The sequence below is a fragment of the Lactobacillus sp. ESL0263 genome, assembly GCF_003692845.1.
GTDB lineage: Bacteria > Bacillota > Bacilli > Lactobacillales > Lactobacillaceae > Lactobacillus > Lactobacillus apis.
The window spans coordinates 338,026-358,309 of sequence record NZ_REHL01000006.1; the positions used below are offsets into that span (position 1 = coordinate 338,026).

14 protein-coding genes are annotated in these 20,284 nt (G+C 36.4%); 8 read left to right on the forward strand and 6 right to left on the reverse strand.

From position 1 onward, the window contains the following. Window positions 1-56: 56 nt before the first annotated feature. Window positions 57-989: a cytochrome C5 gene (locus F5ESL0263_RS07945; RefSeq protein ID WP_122036184.1), complete on the reverse strand. Its 933-nt coding sequence runs from the start codon at window positions 987-989 to the stop codon at window positions 57-59. A 147-nt stretch (window positions 990-1,136) separates the two neighbouring features. On the opposite strand from F5ESL0263_RS07945, the gene F5ESL0263_RS07950 reads away from it, so the two are divergent. Then, window positions 1,137-2,375 carry an MFS transporter gene (locus tag F5ESL0263_RS07950; RefSeq protein ID WP_222710193.1) on the forward strand — a complete coding sequence of 413 codons (1,239 nt, stop codon included), beginning with the start codon at window positions 1,137-1,139 and terminating at the stop codon, window positions 2,373-2,375. A 43-nt stretch (window positions 2,376-2,418) separates the two neighbouring features. On the opposite strand, the gene F5ESL0263_RS07955 is transcribed toward F5ESL0263_RS07950, so the two are convergent. Continuing rightward, the gene (locus F5ESL0263_RS07955; RefSeq protein WP_122036186.1) at window positions 2,419-3,669 is read right to left on the reverse strand and encodes an MFS transporter; all 1,251 of its coding nucleotides are present in this window, start codon (window positions 3,667-3,669) and stop codon (window positions 2,419-2,421) included. A 104-nt stretch (window positions 3,670-3,773) separates the two neighbouring features. Between F5ESL0263_RS07955 and F5ESL0263_RS07960 the strand changes: the two genes are divergently transcribed. Both F5ESL0263_RS07960 and F5ESL0263_RS07965 read left to right on the forward strand, forming a co-directional pair. Continuing rightward, window positions 3,774-4,634, forward strand: coding sequence for a helix-turn-helix domain-containing protein (locus tag F5ESL0263_RS07960; RefSeq protein WP_122036188.1), 861 nt, complete (start codon window positions 3,774-3,776; stop codon window positions 4,632-4,634). 86 nt (window positions 4,635-4,720) lie between these two features. Further along, window positions 4,721-5,353, forward strand: coding sequence for a hypothetical protein (locus F5ESL0263_RS07965; protein ID WP_122036190.1), 633 nt, complete (start codon window positions 4,721-4,723; stop codon window positions 5,351-5,353). 163 nt (window positions 5,354-5,516) lie between these two features. On the opposite strand, the gene F5ESL0263_RS07970 is transcribed toward F5ESL0263_RS07965, so the two are convergent. The 4 genes from F5ESL0263_RS07970 to F5ESL0263_RS07985 all read right to left on the reverse strand — a co-directional run bounded on the left by F5ESL0263_RS07970 (window position 5,517) and on the right by F5ESL0263_RS07985 (window position 10,847). After that, complete coding sequence (locus tag F5ESL0263_RS07970; protein WP_122036192.1) at window positions 5,517-6,341, reverse strand: histidine phosphatase family protein; 825 nt, start codon at window positions 6,339-6,341, stop codon at window positions 5,517-5,519. 27 nt (window positions 6,342-6,368) lie between these two features. Further along, on the reverse strand, window positions 6,369-7,814 hold the full coding sequence (locus F5ESL0263_RS07975; RefSeq protein WP_122036193.1) for a glycoside hydrolase family 1 protein: 1,446 nt from the start codon (window positions 7,812-7,814) through the stop codon (window positions 6,369-6,371). A 28-nt stretch (window positions 7,815-7,842) separates the two neighbouring features. Beyond that, on the reverse strand, window positions 7,843-9,822 hold the full coding sequence (locus tag F5ESL0263_RS07980) for a beta-glucoside-specific PTS transporter subunit IIABC (protein ID WP_122036195.1): 1,980 nt from the start codon (window positions 9,820-9,822) through the stop codon (window positions 7,843-7,845). Between the two features lie 134 nt (window positions 9,823-9,956). Further along, window positions 9,957-10,847, reverse strand: a complete 891-nt coding sequence (locus F5ESL0263_RS07985) for a PRD domain-containing protein (RefSeq protein WP_122036197.1) — start codon at window positions 10,845-10,847, stop codon at window positions 9,957-9,959. Window positions 10,848-11,108: 261 nt separating this feature from the next. Here F5ESL0263_RS07985 and F5ESL0263_RS07990 point away from each other — a divergent pair, with 261 nt between their 5' ends. The 5 genes from F5ESL0263_RS07990 (at window position 11,109) to F5ESL0263_RS08010 (ending at window position 20,206) form a co-directional block, all read left to right on the forward strand. Continuing rightward, complete coding sequence (locus tag F5ESL0263_RS07990; protein WP_122036199.1) at window positions 11,109-12,062, forward strand: class A sortase; 954 nt, start codon at window positions 11,109-11,111, stop codon at window positions 12,060-12,062. 302 nt (window positions 12,063-12,364) lie between these two features. Beyond that, a complete protein-coding gene (locus F5ESL0263_RS07995; protein ID WP_122036201.1) occupies window positions 12,365-13,870 on the forward strand; it encodes a BspA family leucine-rich repeat surface protein in 1,506 nt (501 codons plus the stop codon). Window positions 13,871-14,033: 163 nt separating this feature from the next. Continuing rightward, entirely contained in the window at window positions 14,034-16,160 is a 2,127-nt protein-coding gene (locus F5ESL0263_RS08000; RefSeq protein WP_122036203.1) for a BspA family leucine-rich repeat surface protein, read from the forward strand. 583 nt (window positions 16,161-16,743) lie between these two features. After that, entirely contained in the window at window positions 16,744-17,589 is an 846-nt protein-coding gene (locus F5ESL0263_RS08005) for a MucBP domain-containing protein (protein WP_122036205.1), read from the forward strand. Between the two features lie 460 nt (window positions 17,590-18,049). Further along, the gene (locus F5ESL0263_RS08010) at window positions 18,050-20,206 is read left to right on the forward strand and encodes a BspA family leucine-rich repeat surface protein (RefSeq protein ID WP_122036207.1); all 2,157 of its coding nucleotides are present in this window, start codon (window positions 18,050-18,052) and stop codon (window positions 20,204-20,206) included. Window positions 20,207-20,284: the final 78 nt, after the last annotated feature.

The following is a 20,284-nucleotide window of genomic DNA, read 5'->3' on the forward strand; positions in this document are numbered from 1 at the left end:
ACATAGTGCTAAAAAAGCAACAAACTAGCAAATCTGTTAGTTTGTTGCTTTTTACGTTATTCAAAATGATCCCTTTTAATTGCCCGATAGATTGAAATCACTAAGACCAAAACTGCACAAAGCATTGCGACATATGCCATCGGCCCAATGCTAATTGCTGCTTTTGCCTGCTCATTAGCCATCCGGTTCTCCATTGCATATTCTACAATCCATTTACTGAGTAAATGTGGTGTTAAAACAAAGCTGACCGTTGCAACGATTGAAGCAACTAGCGCAGTGTTACGGGAATATGGCTCTCTAAAAAACTGTGCTAAAACACAAAAAGCAGGTGCAATCATCAATAATAAAACCCACATAATAATCAGCCGACCAGCACCACTATTCATCATTTGTGCGCTATTGGTTGCATAGCGGTATTTCCCCCAAAGCTGACCCCCGGTGAAAGTATTGAGCAAACTTAACAAGTACGAACCTTGTTGACCATAAACTCCACCACGGTTAGACAAAATGCCCTGAATCACTTGTAAGCCATCGGTTGAACCAGCGGCCGGAAAGTTAACCGTCACCACTTTTTTCATATAAGTAGCTAGAAACATCAAGACCGACCCACCAAATTGAAGTGCTCGTAACATGTTCAATTTACGTGAAGCCTTCATTTTAAACTCAAGGCTGAGGACACGGTCGGGATGATGACTGTGACCGATAATAAAAATTCCTACACCAACAATGACTGCTAGAATTGCCAGTAGCCACCACAACTTAGCCATTACAAAGAAAATAGCCAAAACAACTATTGCTACAGCAACATAAGGCCGGTCTGAAAAAATTTCCCAGAAATTTAGTTTTAAATGACGATATTCAGTACGTGTTGTCGAAGCAGTATCCTGTTCAGACAACTTGTTTTCAGCGGACCGATTAGGCACTTCTTGCTGTTCACCCGCATATTTTTTACGGTACTCACGTCTTGTCATGTGTGAATCCTGACTCATACAACACCTCTTCCTTTCAGAAACAATATCCTAGCACGTTTTTATTTCGAGGTTGCGCTTTTTTATAAATTTTTAGCAATTTTATTGTGCTAGAATAAAAAAAGATGTTGTTTTTTTGAAAATTTTGAAAAGAAAGATGAGGATATTTTGAAAAGTTCAGATCAATTACCCGACGGATGGCATAAAGCTTTTTATACCCTATGGTTAGGTTGTTTTATCACTGGTATGGGATATTCCATGACAATGCCCTTTATTTCGCTTTTTATCGCTGATCTTGGGCATTACAGTAAATTCCAAATCAGTATGTACTCCGGCCTTGCATTTGCAATGACTTTTATTGCCCAGGCAATAGTGTCACCTTATTGGGGAAATCTTGCTGACCGTAAGGGGCGTAAACTCATGTGTATGCGGGCTTCTGGCGTTATGGCTTTAACTATTACGGCAACCGGATTCGCACCAAACGCAATTTACATCATTGTGATGCGGTTCATCCAAGGCGCTTTTTCCGGTTACATTAACAACGCTACAGCACTTATTGCCGGTGAAACACCGCATAGAAAAAGTGGTTGGGTAATGAGCCAGATGATGACAGCAGGGACTGCTGGTAACCTCGTTGGGCCACTGCTTGGTGGCGTGTTATCAAACTTTTTTGGTAACTGGCTTGGCGGTGCTTGGGGTTATCGTATTCCTTTCTTCATTACTGGTTTTTTAATGGTACTGGTTTTTCTTGGCTCAACCTTCCTAGTACAAGAGAAATTTACACCAATTTCACGTGAAGAAATGAAACCAATGAAGGAAATTATTCATACCCTGCCTAACGTTAAATTGATTTTTGCAATGTTCATCACTACCCTATTAGTGCAAGCTGCCAACATGTCGATTGATCCGATTGTTTCGCTATACGTTAAATCGATGATGCCAAACAGTAAAAATATCGCCTTTGTCGCCGGAATAGTGGCTGCTACTCCTGGCCTTGGAACTTTACTTGCGGCCTCAAAAATCGGTCATAAAATGGATGAAATTGGCCCGCTAAAAATTTTACGTCTTGGCTTAATCGTTGGTGCAATTCTGTTTGTACCAATGGCTTTAACCAATTCTCCTTGGGCCCTTGCAGGGTTACGTTTTCTACTCGGTATTGCCAGTGCCGCAATGCTTCCTGCAGCTCAAACTGTATTGACACTTAATACGCCAGCAGAAAGTTTTGGTCGAATATTCAGTTACAACCAATCGTTCCAAGCAGTCGGTTCCGTTTTTGGTTCATTAATGGGATCAACTATTTCAGGTTTGTTTAATTATGCAACCGTCTTTTGGACAACTGGTTTCACCCTATTAATCAACTTTATGCTTATAATCTTTTTCAGTTTAAAGAAAAACACTAGCAAGTAAAAAGCTAACCAGAAATTCCTGGTTAGCTTTTTTATTATTAATTTTATTTTGCAGCTGGTTTTGCTTTTGTTTTATTCATTACAATGATAGTAACTACAAAAGTTAAAAGACTCAGTATTAATAAATCTAGCACAGCATAGTTAACATGCGTAGCAGCCGACAAAGTTGTAAAGGCGGTTGTCATTAACGGACTAACAACTAGTAAAACTGTGTTTATTAGGCCAACCGATGATGCCAAAATTTTACGGTCAACTGTAGTAACTAGCCATTGCGTTAATTTGGGACCAGCAATTCCTGCAAAGAAACCCATTAAACAATAAGTAATCAGGCAACAAATTAATTGTTTGCCCATAATTGAAATACAGACAAAGGTAGCTGCAAGGTTTGCAAGTAAGACAACCAAATAAAGGGAAATATTTTTAAATAATCTAGTTCCAGCAATACTGCCTAAAGCTGCTCCAACGCCTGCCATTGCACCAACTAAAGCAATTGTAAAACTATATGTACCGATTAGCATTGTTTGACGATTACCAGCTATCACGATTGACAATAGAGGCTCAATCGTACTTAAAACGCCATTCAGTAAGGCAATAACTAAAACTGTGGTCAAAAGTCCACCAGCCTTTTTTACTTGTTTTAAAGCTAAAGCCATTGTTGCCCAGTAGCTTCTGTCGTCTACTTCTTGGACTTTATCTTGTGCTGTATCCTTGTGCTGCTTCCGCGAAATGCTAAGATAAATCAAACCTGCCACGATAAATGTTAGTCCATTAATAACAGCTAGCACAGAATAGGACATAAATAGTAGCAACCCTGAACCAATAAATTGACTAATCAGTGTAATTACTTGCGACACTCCAGTAGTAAAACCCTCTGCTTCACCAACTTCATCTTCTTTAACTAAATCAACAATTAAAGGAGTGCTTAGTCCACTTGAATATGTTCCAAGGGTATCTGAAACAAAGTTAATTAGAATTACGGTCATTACCAAGTTCCAGCCAGCAATATTTTGACTAAACAGGAAACCAACCAATAAATAGAGCGCTCCTCTAATCATTGCCAGCCAAACAATCTTAGAAAATTTATTGTTTGTGCGGTCTGCAAAATAACCGCCAAAACTAGATAAAAGGCGTGGAATAGACTCAGAAATTGCAATTAACGACAATGCAAGTGAGTAATTTTTTAACCGACTGGCATAGGTCATTAAAGCTAAATAAAATAGAATGTCTCCCGCACTTGATAAGATGCTGGCAATCGAAAACTTGCGGTATTCTTTATTTCTTAAAAAAACAATCATCTTTTCACTCCTAAATATACTTCTTTACAATTATTATATTTGAGATAGAATTTTAAATTAAAAAGTGTCATATATGAAACAATATTTTTAAGGATATACTAAAAATGACTATCGGCAATTTACTTAAAGAGTATCGGATTAAGGCTGGTAAAACACAGCGTTCATGGATTGGTGAGATTATCAGTCCGTCCTTTTATTCAAAAGTTGAAAAGGGCTTAAGCCGTATTTCAGCGGAAGATTTAATTGAATTATTAAGACGAAATCATGTCAATCTTGCGTCTTTTTTTGATGAAATTGATTACCAAACCAAATCAAATGATGCACTAGAAAAAGAAATAATTAATCAAATCACTGATTCTTATTATGATTGCGACCTTAAACACCTAAAAGAAATTAAACGAACAATTATTAATAGTACTTTTGCAGATAAAGATGAGCTTTTGCTGCGTGTTGATTCAGTGTTAGCAATAATAGAACAAACAACTGAAAAGCTAAGTGCAAAAGAAAAGAGCGAATTAAAAAGTAAATTTTTTAATGCCGAAAATTTCGATAGAGATACAATAACCATTTTTTTGAACTTTATGTACTTTTATGATTTTGGTAGCGATTTGGTGATTACTAAGAAAATTTTTCGCCAATTTAAAAATAGTAATGCTGAGGACACTCAATTCATTGTTTTAGGCATTTTAATTAATATGATTGAAATGTGCATAAGCGAAAACAAGTATACTGATGCTTGGGAGCTCATTGAGATGTCTAAGCAAGTTCCAACTAAACCAATTACTTGTTTCAGCAAAATGTTTTTATTGATCTTAGAAAATCTGCTTAATTATCACGATGAGCCAAAGCAAATCTATATCGATAATTGCCAAAAAGAAGTTGAACAACTTTCTCTAATTGGTATGACTGAGCTTAGCAAAAACTGGCAAAGAATGGTTGATGAAAACACCAAGATGACAAATTAGTGTATGTGCTTTTATTTTTACAAATAATTTGCTGTATAATCATACTTGTTAATAAGTATTTATTTACAGAATATTTGAGGTCAATTATGAAAAAAGCAAAACTAATAAAACTTATTTCACTTGCGGCAATTTTTCTAGGAATTGGAAGCATTGGTTTAGCAGCCGGTGCTAGAGATGTGAATGCAAGCAATGAAGATGAAACCGTGCTTACACCTCCTGAAGTTGCAGTAGAAACTGGTAATGAATATGGCGTCCTTAAAAAGGAAGTTTTTCCTAAGAGCTGGAAAGGCTACTGGGGCGGTAAAAGTGATTACCGTTACATTATCCGTGAAGGTTTTGGTGACGTTTATGGCAACTGCACTATTGTGGAATACGGTTATGTAAAAGGTACACATAACTATCCGTGGCAAATGCCTGAAGAATGGAAGAAAAAATGTGTAGCAAATAGACTGTATCTCCATGCTACACGTAGAACGTGGGTAAGTAATGCTGGCATCACATGGGCGATCTTAGGCTATCCATTGTCTGAACCAATTCAAAAAGATGACATTGCTATTACTTGCCGTACCGAAACAATCAAAGGTAAGAAGTACCGTGTCATGTTCGAAGCTAATCCGAAAAACTTCAAGGTAACCAGTCAGTACTTTAGAACCAAGAAATTAACCAAAAAATATGCTCATCATCAATTCAAAGACATGGAGTATTCAGCCAAGTTTTAACTTAAGTACTCACAATAATTACAAATAAAAAAGGCGGCAAAAGCCGCCTTTTGTTTTACCCATTACTCAAATTATCTTTTTCATTAATTAAGCTGGTTATCCAATTTGACAAGTGTTTTATTTAGATTTCTAATCTTGCATTTTAACGAAGTCATGCTTCTTTTTATTTAGCTTTCATACCATTGTTATAGTATTCCAAACTACCAATTTCTCCAGACAACTTAAATTTACCATTTTGATAAATTAGTTTAGTTACAGAATCATTAGCTAATCCTTTACCTTCAAAAGAAGGGAAATTCTGTGTTGATAAAAATAAGTTAATCGACATGCCTGAACTTACTACTAGAACATTACCGCCTTTACGCTGGTGTTTCTTTGCAATTTCAGTCAGTACATCAGTCATCCGTTTTTCAACAACCTGTGAGCTTTCCGCACGATATTGTTCAGGCAGATTGGTGTTTAACTTATTTTGCTGATCTAAAGCATAGTATCCATCTTGCATTTTATTTTGGAACAGTTTGCCTTCTTTTTTCACAAAGTCGTCAATACTGTCATAACCAAAATATGCTGCAATTTCAGGAACATTTTTTGCTACATCTGGTCGTCCTTCATAACTACCGTAGTTGCATTCACGAAGACGCTCGTCAGTCTTAACTTTTATCTTCTTGTTACCAGAGTAATCCAAAGCTCCACGAGCAGTTTTTTCTTGTCTACTTAAATCACCAGAATATGCTGCTTTAAACTTTGTTCCTTTAAGACCTTTTCCAAGATACTCTGCCCCTTTGACACCATTATCAGTCAAAGTATAGTCACTCCAACCTTGTGCAAGATGCATCACATTAGCTGTAGTTTCACCATGACGAGTTAAGTAAATCACTACAGGTTTATTACTACTCTGACTCTTTGCTTGAATTTGAGTGGAGTTAGTGGAAAATAGGCCTAAAACTCCTACAAGTACTGTTAAAAAAGTAATTATTTTACGTTTCATTGCTTTTACCTAAATTAAATATCATAACTATGCTAAATCTTCACCATTAGTGTCGATAACTTTCTTGTACCAATCAAATGATCTCTTCTTGTAACGATCAAATGTACCGTTACCTTCGTCATCTTCATCAACATAAATGAAGCCGTAACGCTTAGACATTTCACCTGTTGAAGCACTAACTAGGTCGATACAGCCCCAAGGAGTGTAGCCCATTACGTCAGCACCATCTGAAATTGCTTCAGAAATTGCTTCGATATGTTCACGAAGGTAGTCAATTCTGTAATCATCATCAACATAGTGATTTTCATCTGGTTTATCAATCGCGCCCAAACCATTTTCAACAATAAATAAAGGCTTTTCGTAACGATCTGATAATTCGTTAAGTGCAATTCTCAAACCAGTTGGGTCGATTTGCCAACCCCAGTCACTAGCCTTCAAGAATGGATTCTTAACACCACCCATCAAGTTGCCATTAGTGGTTTCTTGATTTTCGTGAGTTACATCAACTACTGATGACATGTAGTAGCTAAAGCCAATATAGTCAACTGGGTTCTTAGCAAGTAAATCAAGTTCTTCATCATTGTAGTCAATGTCACTTAATTCAACGCCATCACGAGCAAGCAAGCTCTTAGTGTAAGCTGGGTAATGACCACGAACTTGTACGTCAGTACAGAAGAAATTGTTAGCTTGATTATTTTGCAAAGTAGCTAACTGATTCTTAGGATCAGAATCATAGCTGTAAGTAGTTGCATATAAAATCATGCAACCAATTTGCATGTCAGGGTTGATTTCATGACCAATTTTAACAGCTTTAGCGCCAGCAACAAATTGATTATGCCATGATTGGTAAATATTCTTCTTATCACCGGCACCATTACTCAATGTCAAGCCTTGACTCATGATTGGGAAATGAGCTGCACTGTTAATTTCGTTAAAGGTCATCCAGTATTTAACCTTGTCCTTGTAACGAGTCAAAACTGTGCGTGCAAAGTTTTCATAGAAACCAATTAGCTTCTTGTTTGTCCAACTACCATATTCAGTAATTAGGTGAAGTGGCATTTCATAGTGTGAAATGGTAATAACTGGTTCGATGTCATACTTCAAGCATTCATCAATGACTGCATCGTAGAATTTAAGTCCTTCTTCATTTGGTTGTTCTTCGTCACCGTTAGGGAAAACTCTTGACCAAGCAATTGAGAAGCGGTAGCATTTGAAGCCCATTTCTGCAAAAAGCTTGATGTCTTCCTTAAAGTGGTGATAGTGATCAATACCAACATGGTTTGGGTAAGTATATTTAGGATCAATCTTAAAATCAAAGTCAGGTGAAGCGATAATCTTCATTCGCTCTTTTCCACCAGGCAAAACATCTGGAAGTGATAGTCCTTTACCGCCTTCTTGGTAAGCACCTTCTAATTGGTTAGCAGCTGTTGCGCCACCCCATAAAAAGCCTTTTGGGAAATTATTAGTCTTCATAAAAGATATTCCTTTCTTTAAATACTTATTATTCTAAGTCTAGTAACTTGTCACCAACTGTTACATCACCGCTAGCAACCACATTAACTTTATGGTAGTTATTAGTGTTAGTAACAATGATTGGCGTTGTAACTTCGTAACCAGCCTTCTTAATTTTATCGATATCAAATTCGATGAGTGGTTCGCCTGCTTTAACAGTTTTACCCTTCTCAGTTAATAGTTTAAACCCTTCACCGTCTAATTCAACTGTGTCCATACCGATGTGAATCATAACTTCGGCACCCTTAGGTGATCTTAAACCAATTGCGTGTCCAGTTGGGAAAGTCATTGCGATTTCACAATCAAATGGTGCACATACTTGGCCATCTTTTGGTTCGATTGCAACACCTTGACCCATTGAACCGCTTGAAAATACTTCGTCTTTAACATCACTAAGAGGTACGATTGTACCATTTAATGGAGCAACTAATTTTTCAGCTTCATTGTATGAAGCTTGAGCTGCTGGCTTTGCAGCAGTTTCTGTTTCTTCTTCTGATTTAATGTTTCCTGCTTCTGCAGCAGTACCAGCAGTAGCAAGAGCAACTTGTTCATCTAAAGTTTCATCAACACTGTTCTTGCCAAAGATCATTTGAAGAACAAAACCAAGAACAGTTGCAACAACCATTGCAATAATCAAACCGTATACAGTACTGTCAAAACCGTTCTTGCCCATTGCACCTGGAATTGAGAAAATACCCATTCCGGCCATAATGTAGAGCTTAGTACCAAAGAATCCGATTAAACCACCACCGATTGCGGAAGCAATACAACTGATAATAAATGGCTTCTTACGTGGTAATGTAAGTCCGTAAATAGCTGGCTCAGTAACGCCGAAAATACCTGAAACAAAGGCTGGAATAGCAATACTACGAGTCTTTTCATTCTTAGTTTGGAAGATCATTGCTAAGACAACACCAGTTTGAGCAAATGATGCAGCTAATGATAAACCAACGATTGGGTCATAGCCCATTGCAGCAACGTTGGTCATCATAACCGCAACGAAGCCCCAGTGAACGCCAAAGATAACAAATACTTGCCAGAAAGCACCCATTAATACACCGGCCAAAATTGGGCTAAAGTTGTAAATAGCACTTACGATTGCAGCAATACCATTACCTGCCCAAGTTGCAACTGGTCCAATAACAAGGAATGTAACTGGAACAGTAATCAGTAAAACAACAAATGGTACTAAGAAAGTCTTAACAACATCAGGAATAACCTTACGAGCAACTTTTTGTACCTTAGAAGCAAACCAAACAGCAATAATGATTGGAATAACTGATGAAGTATAATTCATTGAAATTACTGGGATGCCCAAGAAAGTCATATGAATTGGGGCTTGTAAGAAAGTACCCTTAAAGATAGTAAACAATGCTGTCTTACTACCAGTCATTGCAACAATTGATGGGTAGCAAAGTGCGGCACCGATAGTTGCACCTAAATAAGTATTTATGCCAAACTTGTTAGCTGATGAAATACCTAAAATAACTGGTAAGAAGTAGAATAAACTATCACCAATTGCGTTCAAAATAATGTAGGTACCTGAGGTTGCTGATAACCAACCCAAAGCTAAGAACATTGCGTTAAAGCCCTTGATCATACCAGCAGCACACATTGCACCTAAAAGTGGATTGAAGATACCAGAGATTAAGTCGATAAACTTATCAGTTAAACTCATGTTACTGTTATCAACATAGTCATCAGGAACTGATCCACCATCGCCAAAGCCACCAATTTTAATTAAAGTATTGTAGACGTCAGCAACGTTATTTCCAATAACAACTTGATATTGTCCACCAGATTTAACTAGTGACAAAACACCATCAGTTGCTTTCATCTTTTCATCATTTGCCTTTGAAGTATCCTTCAATTTAAAGCGTAGACGAGTTGTACAATGCACCACGCTGGCAACATTTTCTTTACCACCAACATTGGCGATAATTTCACGACTTAGTTCTTCGTAAGCCATTTTTCCCTCCAAAAATCTAAAACCCGAGAATATAAAGAATCTGCTCTGTAAATTACGTTACGCAAAATACATAGCTCATCTTTAAGTTCTCGGGTTAATGCCTGTAAACAGTAACACACCGTTTAAACTAGTAATTAATTTTTAATTGAAGATTGCTCTGAATCATCAGTATGATCACTCTTCTGGCGATGAGTAACTCGCCATACATGAAGCGTTAAATATACTTCATCATCAGGTTGCAATTTCCAACCAGCTTGTTTAGATAAATAAGTGCCGATTTTTAAAACCGTCTCGTATGCTTTTTGATACTTTACTTTCATTAGTTCAAGTAAAGAAATATCAAGCTCACTCCCATCACCTTCGTCATCTATTGGGTAGAGATGGCGTACCATAAATGATCTAAGATGCGTCATAAATCTACTAAAATTAAATGATTCAGTGTCAAGTTGCATGCCGTATTGATATTCAATAATTTCAACTACACCGCGTATCAGCTTGGTAATCTTGATTGTGTCTTGAATTTTAGCTTGATTTGAACCGGCGTTGATAAAGTGGTAAGTAAGAAAAACTTCTTCTGTCTTTGGAAAAGCTAATCCTGTTTCCCCTTCAATCAACCTCAGTGCGTCTTTTGCAGCCGCATACTCTTTTGGAAATAATTTATTTAATTCCCAGCCGAGTGTATCCTGCCCAAGTTCAACACCTTCATCGTTTCGCTTTAGCATAAAATCGATGTGATCAGCTAAAACCAGATACTGATAATCAGAAAACTTTACGTCCAATCGCTTGTTAACTAGATTAATAACATCGGTTGTTAAGGACAATGTTCGATCGTCAAGATCACTAACACTGTCAATCATTTCAATGTTCTTCTCAACTGCAACAAAGCGACGGGTAATTTTATCTTCATCAATCGGATCGCCCGGCTTTTTACCAAAGCCAATGCCATTTCCGATTACTACCCAATCAACACCAGATTCATCCGACACCAAGGCAGCGTTGTTGTTAAAATTTTTGATAAATTTCACTCAGCAAACTCCTCTTTCAATAAAAAAACCTATGAACAACACTATGGGCTTATATCCTTGTTGTTCATAGGTTAATGCCTGATCGAATCAGTAACACACTTATTTACGTATATGATTATAAAACAGTATTAAAGCGATTTCAACAATTATTTGAAGATTTTTTATCAGTACTTGTATTTGTTTCAAATAAATGTGCAAATAGCGCTTTTTTCTCTAAAATAAAGTATAGTGAGTATTAAAAATAGCGGAAGGTAAACTAAATTGGCTAAAAAAAAGCAAAACTCTTCATTATTAAAGCAAAAAATATGGTCCTCTATTCAAATCATCCTGATTGGTGCCCTTTTTTACTTGGGCGTTACCCTGATCTTTTTTGGTTCAGGCTTTGGAAGCTCCTATCTTTTCCAACAGAACGCTGAAAAAGCAACTTCGGAATTAACCGCTAAGCAGGCTACTAAAAACAAAAAGCGCAAGACTAACTACGATGCGAGCAAAACAGAATCGATTAGTGCAAGCAGGATACTTAAATCAAAACAGGTTAAAGCCTATGCGATTGGGCGTATTTCAATTCCAGCCGTTAATATTCATAATCCACTATTTGCCGGATATGGTGATCAAAACCAAAATTTAGAATACGGTGTAGTTACCTGCCTCCCCGACAGAACAATGGGCGGCAAAAACAACTACGTTTTAGCCGGCCATTATATGGGATCATATGGACCAGCGGTTTTAGACAATCTGCATTTAGCCAAAATAGGTGACCTGATTTACGTAACCGATCTTCATCATATTTATGCCTATGAAACAAACAGTATTTCGTTTGCAGTCAAGCCTACTCAGGTGGAAGTCGAAAATAATGTTAATGACAAAAGTATGATTACATTGATAACCTGTTCCGATTTCAACACCTCAAAATATGGTTATGGTGAGCATCGAACTGTGGTCCAAGGCGACTTAATCAGTAAAGTTAAGGCAACTAAAGCAAATCTTGCCGCTGCAGAACTAACTGCTAATTCTGAATCAAAAGAAAATAAGAAAGAAATTTCTTTACCTGTTAAAAATAAGAAGAAAGTGGTCAAAAAACGCGTTCAGGTTCACTCACGTATCCACCCACAATTTTTCCAAAAAATGAGTGTAATCAATGCTTGTGTGCTTGGCTTTAATATTATCTTTTTCATCATTATCTGCTGGTGCTTAGTGCGAACTTGGCGTAGATAATTTGACTGAAACACGCGTATTAATAAACAAATCTAAATTTTCTGCTATTCATATACGTGTATTAGTAAAATGCTAGATAAATCAAATTAATAAGGCAAAAAGCTTGTTACTTTGGGAATTTCAGTAAAGTAACAGGCTTTTTTCGTCAGTCATAAATTTTATTTAGACAAATTATTAATTCTGATATTAGAAATTTGGTCAATTATAATTTGATTTAAATTATATTATGAAATTTAATGGTTAGTTTTATCCTGTCCTAATATACTGTAAATGTACTTAACTTTATTCTATAGGAGGATATCATGGATAATCACAATAATATTCAACAAAAGAAAGAAAAGTTATTATTTTGCGGTATGGCACTAGCAGCACTGGGATTGGTAGCTGCTAGTCCAACCACTGCCAGCGCCAAAACTACTGCACCTGCTCAAACTACTGAGCAAACCACTGCAGATAAAGGTAATGCTGACACAAACAAAGATAAGCCAATCGTAAGAGACTGGAATGGATTGAAAGTCACATATGATCAAAAGACACATGAATTGACCATCCCTGAAGGAACAATAGCAGCTCCTGATGGTACTGATCCTACACCAATTAGTGCTATAGATACCAATTCTAAAGATACCGATTTTAATGAAATCCATAGCATTAACTTTAAAGGTAAATTAACTATCAAAGGTTCAGCTTCTGGTCTTTTTAGCAATCTTCCTAAGCTAGAAAAGATTGATCTTACTAACGTTGATACCTCAAATGTAACAAACATGGATCTTCTATTTGCTTTCTGCTCAGGTTTAAGAGAGATTGACGGCCTTACAGACACTGCAAACGTAACTAGCATGGGGGCCACGTTCTATGGTTGTTCAAGCCTTACTAGAATTGACTTATCCCACTTCAATACTAGTAAGGTTACTTGCATGATTAGTATGTTTAATGGCTGCTCAAGTCTAACAAAATTGGATTTAAGCAATTTTGATTCATCAGCAGTTGATATGATGGACTACATGTTTACCGGCGACAAGAGCCTAGCTTCATTAAATATTGGCAAATTTAAGTTGGGTAATGCTTCTGGTCTAGGCAAAGCTATTACTATGAAAAACATGCTTGAAGGCTTGGATGGCCTGACCAACTTTACGTTCAATGTAAATGATGATCTCAGTAAAACTGGTTTTGATACAAAAGCCATCTGGCAAGAAGTAGGTGCTGGTACTCCTGAAAAGCCTGCGGGCAAAGACAAACTCTCTACTTCCCAATTACTTGCTAAATACCCTGTTGATAGTAAACAAGATGATGATAAAGACACTGATAAGACAGTAACTTATGTCAAAGTTGCCGAAGATCACTCAAGTGTAACCCCATCTACTCCTTCAACACCTACTGTTACCGCACCTGTTACTAACAACAATCCTAAAACCAAACCAACTACTCCATCTACTCCTAAACCAATTGAGAGACCGGTTTACCGCACAGTAATGCATAACACTTATGTTTATGATCAAAATGGTGCTCTTAAAAACGGTGAATACTTTGCTGGCCAATCTATTGCAACATATGGCACTAAAACAATTGATGGTAAGAAATACTACGCTTTAGGAGACAATAGCTTCGTTAAGGCTAATAATATTTCTGGTATTAAACGTAGATTAACCCACAATGCATATTTATATAACGCAAAGGGTAAAAGAGCTAACAGAAAAGTTCTTAAAAAGCATAAATCTGTTGTAACTTATGGTGGCTCTGTAAAAATTCACGGCAAACGTTTCTATATTGTCGGCAAAAACAGATATATTAAGAAAGCTAACTTCTAATAAAACAAATAAATAACAGCTCTTAAGCACTTATCGCTTAAGGGCTGTTTTTATATGGTTATATACAATTATGAAACGCAAATCGCTAACACTTTATTCTCATTGATGATATAATAATGCCCAAATTAAACATGTTATAAGTTAAAGTAAAGGGAATATTAAAATGAGCAAAAAAATCAAGGTTCAACAGGCAGAGAAAATACTGTTTGGAGCTATTGCATCTTCTGCATTAGTAGGTATTTCTACTAATATTAAGCATGTAAAAGCTGACAGTTTGCCAACTAGTCAATCAGCACCCGCCAATCAAGCAAACAAAGCTGACTCTGACTCAACTATTGCAGAAAAAACAGAAAATACGCAAAGTCCAACAACTGTAACAACTGAGAATAACCAGGAAGTACAAACAGAAACTGATACTCCTGTTTCTTCACCAACTCAATCAGTTCAAACTGTAAATTGGAATGGAATAGATGATGTAACCTATGATGACGTCAGTAAAACACTAACGATTCCTGGAAGTTCTAAAACGATAACAAACCCTGGACGCATTCGTGGTAATTTAGGGACTATTGATGCGACGAAAATTCAAACAATTAATATTACTGGTCCTATCAAGTTAAGTGGTTCAATCAAAGGACTTTTTAGTGAGTTAGATAATTTAACCACAATCAATGGACTAGAAAAACTTGATACTTCTGATGTAAGCGACATGTCATTTTTGTTTGATCATGATGTTAATTTAACTAGTTTAAATCTAGGCCAGCTTAATACTGCTAACGTTACTAACATGGACCATATGTTTAGTATGTGCCAAAAACTAACTTCACTTGATGTTAGTCAACTGAACACAACTAACGTCACAATTATGAACTCAATGTTTTATGATTGTGAAGCTCTAACAAACTTAACTTTAACAGCTGCTAATGGCTCCACAAAATTTGATACCAGTAATGTTACTGATATGACTTCAATGTTTGAAAAATGCATCAGTTTGCCTAGCATTGACCTGAGTAACTTCGATACTTCAAGTGTTAAAAGCATGCAGCATCTTTTCTATCTATGTGCAAAGCTGCCAAGCCTAGACTTGAGTAAGTTCAACACTACTAATGTTACTAATATGGCTGGTCTTTTTAGCAAATGCTATAGCTTAACTAAACTAGATTTAAGCAGTTTTGACACTAGGAATGTCACTGATATGTCCCACTTAGTCAGTGTTTGTGATAACTTAACTGACATAACTTTTGGCAATAACTTTAAAACCACGAATGTTACCAACATGAATTCAATGTTCTATCATCTACAAAATATGAAAGAACTGGATCTAAGCAGTTTTGATACTTCAAAAGTTACTGACATGGCATACATGTTCCAAAGTACTAAGCTAACCAAAATTAATCTCAGTAGCTTTGATACTTCAAAAGTCACTAATATGAAATGGATGTTTTATCAAAGCAATGCTTTAAAAGAATTAGATATTCACAACTTTGATATGTCTGCTGTAACCAATTCTGACAAAATGTTGGAAGACCTAGATTCATTAGATATTTTAGTATTGGGCAATAAGAACAACATTAAGGATGCAAAGCTTAATACGCCAGGAAAATGGGTTAACGTAGGTCACGGTACACATAATAATGACGATAATCCGGAAGCTTCAAAAAACTGGTCTTCAGACGAATTAACAACAAACTACAATCCAGCTACAGATGCTGATCGCTACATTCACTTCACTAAAAAGCCTGAAACACCAGTTGCTCCAAGCACCCCAAATGTTACTGAGCCAAGTAAGGCAGCAAATGTTACTGTTCACTATCAGGATAAGGACGGTAAAACACTTAGTCCTGATGAAATTTTAAGTGGCAATATTGGCGATGGTTATATTTCAAATACAAAAGAAATTCCTGGTTATGTATTAATGGAACGTCCTAATAATGCAACTGGCTTTTTCGGCAGTAATCCTCAGGATGTTACTTATGTTTATCAAAAAGCAGGTCAAATCGGCACTGGCAATGAAAACGAAAACGTTGTTCCTGCAAAAAGTAGCAGTAAGACTGGCACCACTAATAAAGCTAGCCAAAAGAAGTCAGCAATTTCAGGCCACTATGCACAACAAACTGATCCCCAAAAAGATCAAGCTTCTTCAGTTTCTACCGCCTCTTCGAAAGAAAGCACGTTACCTCAGACTGGTAATAATAAAACAGAGAAAACTTCTCTCTTTGGTCTCGGCTTGCTTGCAATTTTAGGTAGCTTAACTAGCAGTTGGTTTACACGCAAACGCAAAGAAAATTAATAACAATTATACTTAAATATTATATTTTAAAATGCGATTCCTTGAATGGAACCGCATTTTTGGTTTTGTTTTCAATATTTATAGCTAAAAAATAAAATAACTGTATAATCAATTTTGGTAATAAAGCCTATTATCCATTAGAAATAGCAGGCAACTTCCATCAACTTTAGCTTATATATTAACAGATGCATGCGATTAATAAATATATGTAAGAACGTATATAAAATAACAAATTACCTCTAATTTATTGTTCAATAATTAAAAACGCTTTCACAGCTTTTATATCAATGTTTTTCAATTGTGATTTTTGAAATTCCGGGTTTGATAAAATTAAGTTATAATGTAACCATTTCATTGAAAAAGGCTCGGTCTATACCAAACCGGTCTATACCCCTGCTACAGAGCCATTTGTTAAACTTTTAGTACTATAAGTTACTAGTATTAAACTATTAATTATAAATATCTATTAATTTATACTATGATTTTTTGCAAGGACGTGTTATACTTTAGTAGTCATAAAAATAATTTATATTATTCTAGTTTTGTTTATTTTTGAGAGAACAGAAAAGCAAGTGCATAGAAAATGAATAGACAAACAAACAGACATTTAAAATTTAAGAAATTATTATTGAACTCTTTAGCAATCGTAGCTTTTGGCGCAACTTCAATTGGTACCAATCCTGTTGCTGCTGCAACTACCGGTTCAAAGACTTTTTCTTTAAGAGCTTCTGACGGAAAATCAGCTACTTCTGGTGCAGGAAGCATTGCCGCTCCTAAGAAGGAGAAACTACGAAAAACACCAAAAAAGGGTGAAAAAATTGGTTCACGTACTTTTGTTCTAGGTGCTTCTGACGGTACAATGGCAAACACTGAGGATGCAGATGCTGCCCCAACTCCTAGTGACAAAGGATATGTTACCGTTCATTATCTTGATCGAACAGGTAAGACTCTCGCACCGGATAAGATTTTGCAAGGAAAAATCGGTAACAACTATTCTACTTCCGCACAGAAGATAACGGGCTATTCATTATTTGAAGCTCCTGCTAATGCAACTGGCACCTTTAGTTCTAATCATCAATCAATTAATTATGTTTATGAACTTACCGATGCCGTTGTTGACGGTGATGCAGTTGGAATTGGAATTGCAGAATCCAGTGCTGGTGTTGAAGCAGATAATGCTGCAAATACAGCTAATAAAAAGAGTAACTCAGCTGCTAGTTCAAAGGTAACTCCCCTAGTAGCTCATAAATCACAAGCAAAGAACGTAACTTTAAACACTGCAAGCCATGCTAACGTTACAAGCCGCAGTTTACCACAAACCGGTGTAAACAAAGGTTCACAATTGGCTCTTCTAGGATTAGGATTCTTATCAATATTTGGAGGTTTGATAGGAGCATGGTTCAGTCGTAAGGGAAAGAAATTGAGTTAGTTATCAAACGATATTTAAAAACCGAATCGAATATGATTCGGTTTTTTTATACCCTAAATTTTAAATCTATTACACTTTTTAAGATAACGCTCTGAATAATCCTTTCAGTTCCAAGTATTAGGTTAACATTAAAAAATAGCCCAAAATTACTGTTTTTGAAAAATATTTTTTAAAATAACAATTTTAATTTTTGTTGTTATTTTTCGCCTAGTGGCTCTTTTAAGTCAGTTTATTTAAAATTTTATAGTTCTTACTAAAGATGATTTTTTCAGTCCACGGGGCATCGTTATTTGTTATTTTTTCCGTGATACCAAGTCTTTTTATTGTAATTCGTTATTAAATTACCGAGGTTTTTCCTTTTATTGTTATCTTGATTTTTGCATACATAAATATATAATTTTGAAATACGCATACATATATAATAAAAAAAGTGTATATAAATGGTGAGGTGCCTTTAATAATGAAGAAAACAAACAACATAACAGGAAAAGTTCTGCTTAGTAGCTCGGCTGCCGTTTTACTTGGGTTAATTTCTGTTAACCCTCAGTTAGTCAAAGCAGACACCTTCTCTACTAGTCAAACAGCTTCTAAGGAAGAAACTACTACCAGTGAAATTCCAACCCCATCAGAAAATATTGTTAGTGAGGCTGCAAATACTGATGACCCAGCCGTGAGTCAAGCTTCATCAACCGTTCAAAATTCTGATGATAACGTAAGTAAAAAACGTATTGAGGGAACGGCCGCTGGACTGCAAGTTTCCTATGATCTTGACACTGATGAACTCACCATTTTAGGTGGAACATACGAACAAATCGGTTTTTGGGACGATCGTTTTTCTGACTATTCCCTTTCTGACGGTGAAGGAAATTCTATAAAACTTGCACGTGCTAAGCAGATTGTTATTACTGGTAAAATAAGTCTTAACTCTTCAAATAGTGCCTCCTATTTATTCAATGGCTTTCGGAGTGTATCTAAAATTGTAGGGTTAGAACACCTGGACCTTTCTCAAGCAACTAGTACTGTTTCCATGTTTCGTGGCTGTGAAGATTTGATTTCACTCGATCTTTCTAGCTTTAATACTGCTAATGTAGAAAACATGACATTTATGTTTGATGAATGTTCATCTCTGACTTCACTCAATCTTTCTAGTTTCAATACTGCTAACGTGACTAGCATGTCATATATGTTTAGTGATTGTTCATCTTTGACTTCACTCAATCTTTCTAGCTTTGATACCGCTAATGTAACAGCCATGTCATGTATGTTTATGGCGTGCACAGCTTTACCCGCACTCGACCTTTCTAGTTTCAATATCTCAAAAGTAACTGACATGTCATGTATGTTTGCAGATGATGAAAATCTTGTCGACTTAAATATATCAAGTTTCAAGACCACTTTACCTATAGAAATGAGCGAAGCTTTTAAAAATTGCGCCAATTTAGTTGAGTTAAATTTAGAAAACTTCCACATCCCAAATTCAGAGGAGGCAGCTTTCGCACAAACATTCTATGGTTGTACAAATTTGCGGAAACTCAACATTAAAAATATTAATACAGGTACTCCAGAGTACGAAGATATGCTAGCCAACTTGCCCAACCTAAACACTCTTGTTCTTGGCAAAAACACTGATCTTACAACAGTATACAGCGATGATCTAGCTAATATAGATGATCCAAATACTCTTGTGGAAAACGTAGGACTAAATACAGAGGGAATTTGGCTCAATGTTGGCAATGGTACAGTAATTAGCCCCGAAGGAACCGAACGATACACCTCTGAGCAATTAATGAGGGCCCGTGTCGCAACCATAGATGGCACACAACGTAACTTCACAAAGGCTGAAACATATGTCCGCACGGGCTTGCCTATTACTATCCACCATGTAGATGAGTCCGGAAAGCAAATTGCAGAAGATACTATTTTCCCTGGTAATCTTGGCGACCCTTATTCAATTATCGGTGATCCCGTTGCAGGCTATACTTTAAAAGCCGGTCAATCTCCTGTTACCGGTATTTATGATAATGATAATACCAAAGAGCGTAATTTCACTTTCACCTACATTAAAAATCCTGAATCGTCCGCTCCTATCAAGGGAGAAAATGTCATTGTTCATTATCAAGATGAACAAGGCCGAACCATTGCGCCTAACGAGATTTTAAGTGGAAATACAGGCGATGGTTATGTTTCAGCCGCTAAAGAAATTGCTGGTTACACTTTAAAGACTCGGCCAAAAAACGCTACAGGATTCTTTAGTGATACTATCCAGAATGTTATTTACGTCTATAGTAAGACTGACCCTAAGACTGAGAGCCAAACTACTGGCAAAGACAATGCAAACAACGGTAATGGAAACAAAGGTAACAAAGCAAATAATGCCACTCTTCCCAGCTCAAATCGTTATGGTACTCATACAAATGCACTAGGTAACAAAACTCACACAACCGCACTAGGTAGTAACACTAACAAACTACATTCAGCTAACTCCTCTAACAACAATCAATTGCCAAAGACAGGCTCTGAAAAAAGGGCCCAACTAGCAGCTATTGCACTTGGCTCACTCACTTTAGCCAGCGCTGCAGCATTTCTTTGGACAAAAATTAAAAAGTTTAGTAAATAACTAAGCGTTAACTCTAAAAAGCACCAACTATAATTGGACAGTTATGTTGGTGCTTTTAATTTTCTCAATTCGTTACTT

Bases quoted from the DNA above. Each gene is read 5' to 3' on its own strand.
- F5ESL0263_RS07945 (WP_122036184.1), bottom strand. From the start codon at position 989: ATGAGTCAGGATTCACACATGACAAGACGTGAGTACCGTAAAAAATAT.
- F5ESL0263_RS07955 (WP_122036186.1), bottom strand. From the start codon at position 3,669: ATGATTGTTTTTTTAAGAAATAAAGAATACCGCAAGTTTTCGATTGCC.
- F5ESL0263_RS07960 (WP_122036188.1), top strand. From the start codon at position 3,774: ATGACTATCGGCAATTTACTTAAAGAGTATCGGATTAAGGCTGGTAAA.
- F5ESL0263_RS07965 (WP_122036190.1), top strand. From the start codon at position 4,721: ATGAAAAAAGCAAAACTAATAAAACTTATTTCACTTGCGGCAATTTTT.
- F5ESL0263_RS07970 (WP_122036192.1), bottom strand. From the start codon at position 6,341: ATGAAACGTAAAATAATTACTTTTTTAACAGTACTTGTAGGAGTTTTA.
- F5ESL0263_RS07975 (WP_122036193.1), bottom strand. From the start codon at position 7,814: ATGAAGACTAATAATTTCCCAAAAGGCTTTTTATGGGGTGGCGCAACA.
- F5ESL0263_RS07980 (WP_122036195.1), bottom strand. From the start codon at position 9,822: ATGGCTTACGAAGAACTAAGTCGTGAAATTATCGCCAATGTTGGTGGT.
- F5ESL0263_RS07995 (WP_122036201.1), top strand. From the start codon at position 12,365: ATGGATAATCACAATAATATTCAACAAAAGAAAGAAAAGTTATTATTT.
- F5ESL0263_RS08000 (WP_122036203.1), top strand. From the start codon at position 14,034: ATGAGCAAAAAAATCAAGGTTCAACAGGCAGAGAAAATACTGTTTGGA.
- F5ESL0263_RS08005 (WP_122036205.1), top strand. From the start codon at position 16,744: ATGAATAGACAAACAAACAGACATTTAAAATTTAAGAAATTATTATTG.
- F5ESL0263_RS08010 (WP_122036207.1), top strand. From the start codon at position 18,050: ATGAAGAAAACAAACAACATAACAGGAAAAGTTCTGCTTAGTAGCTCG.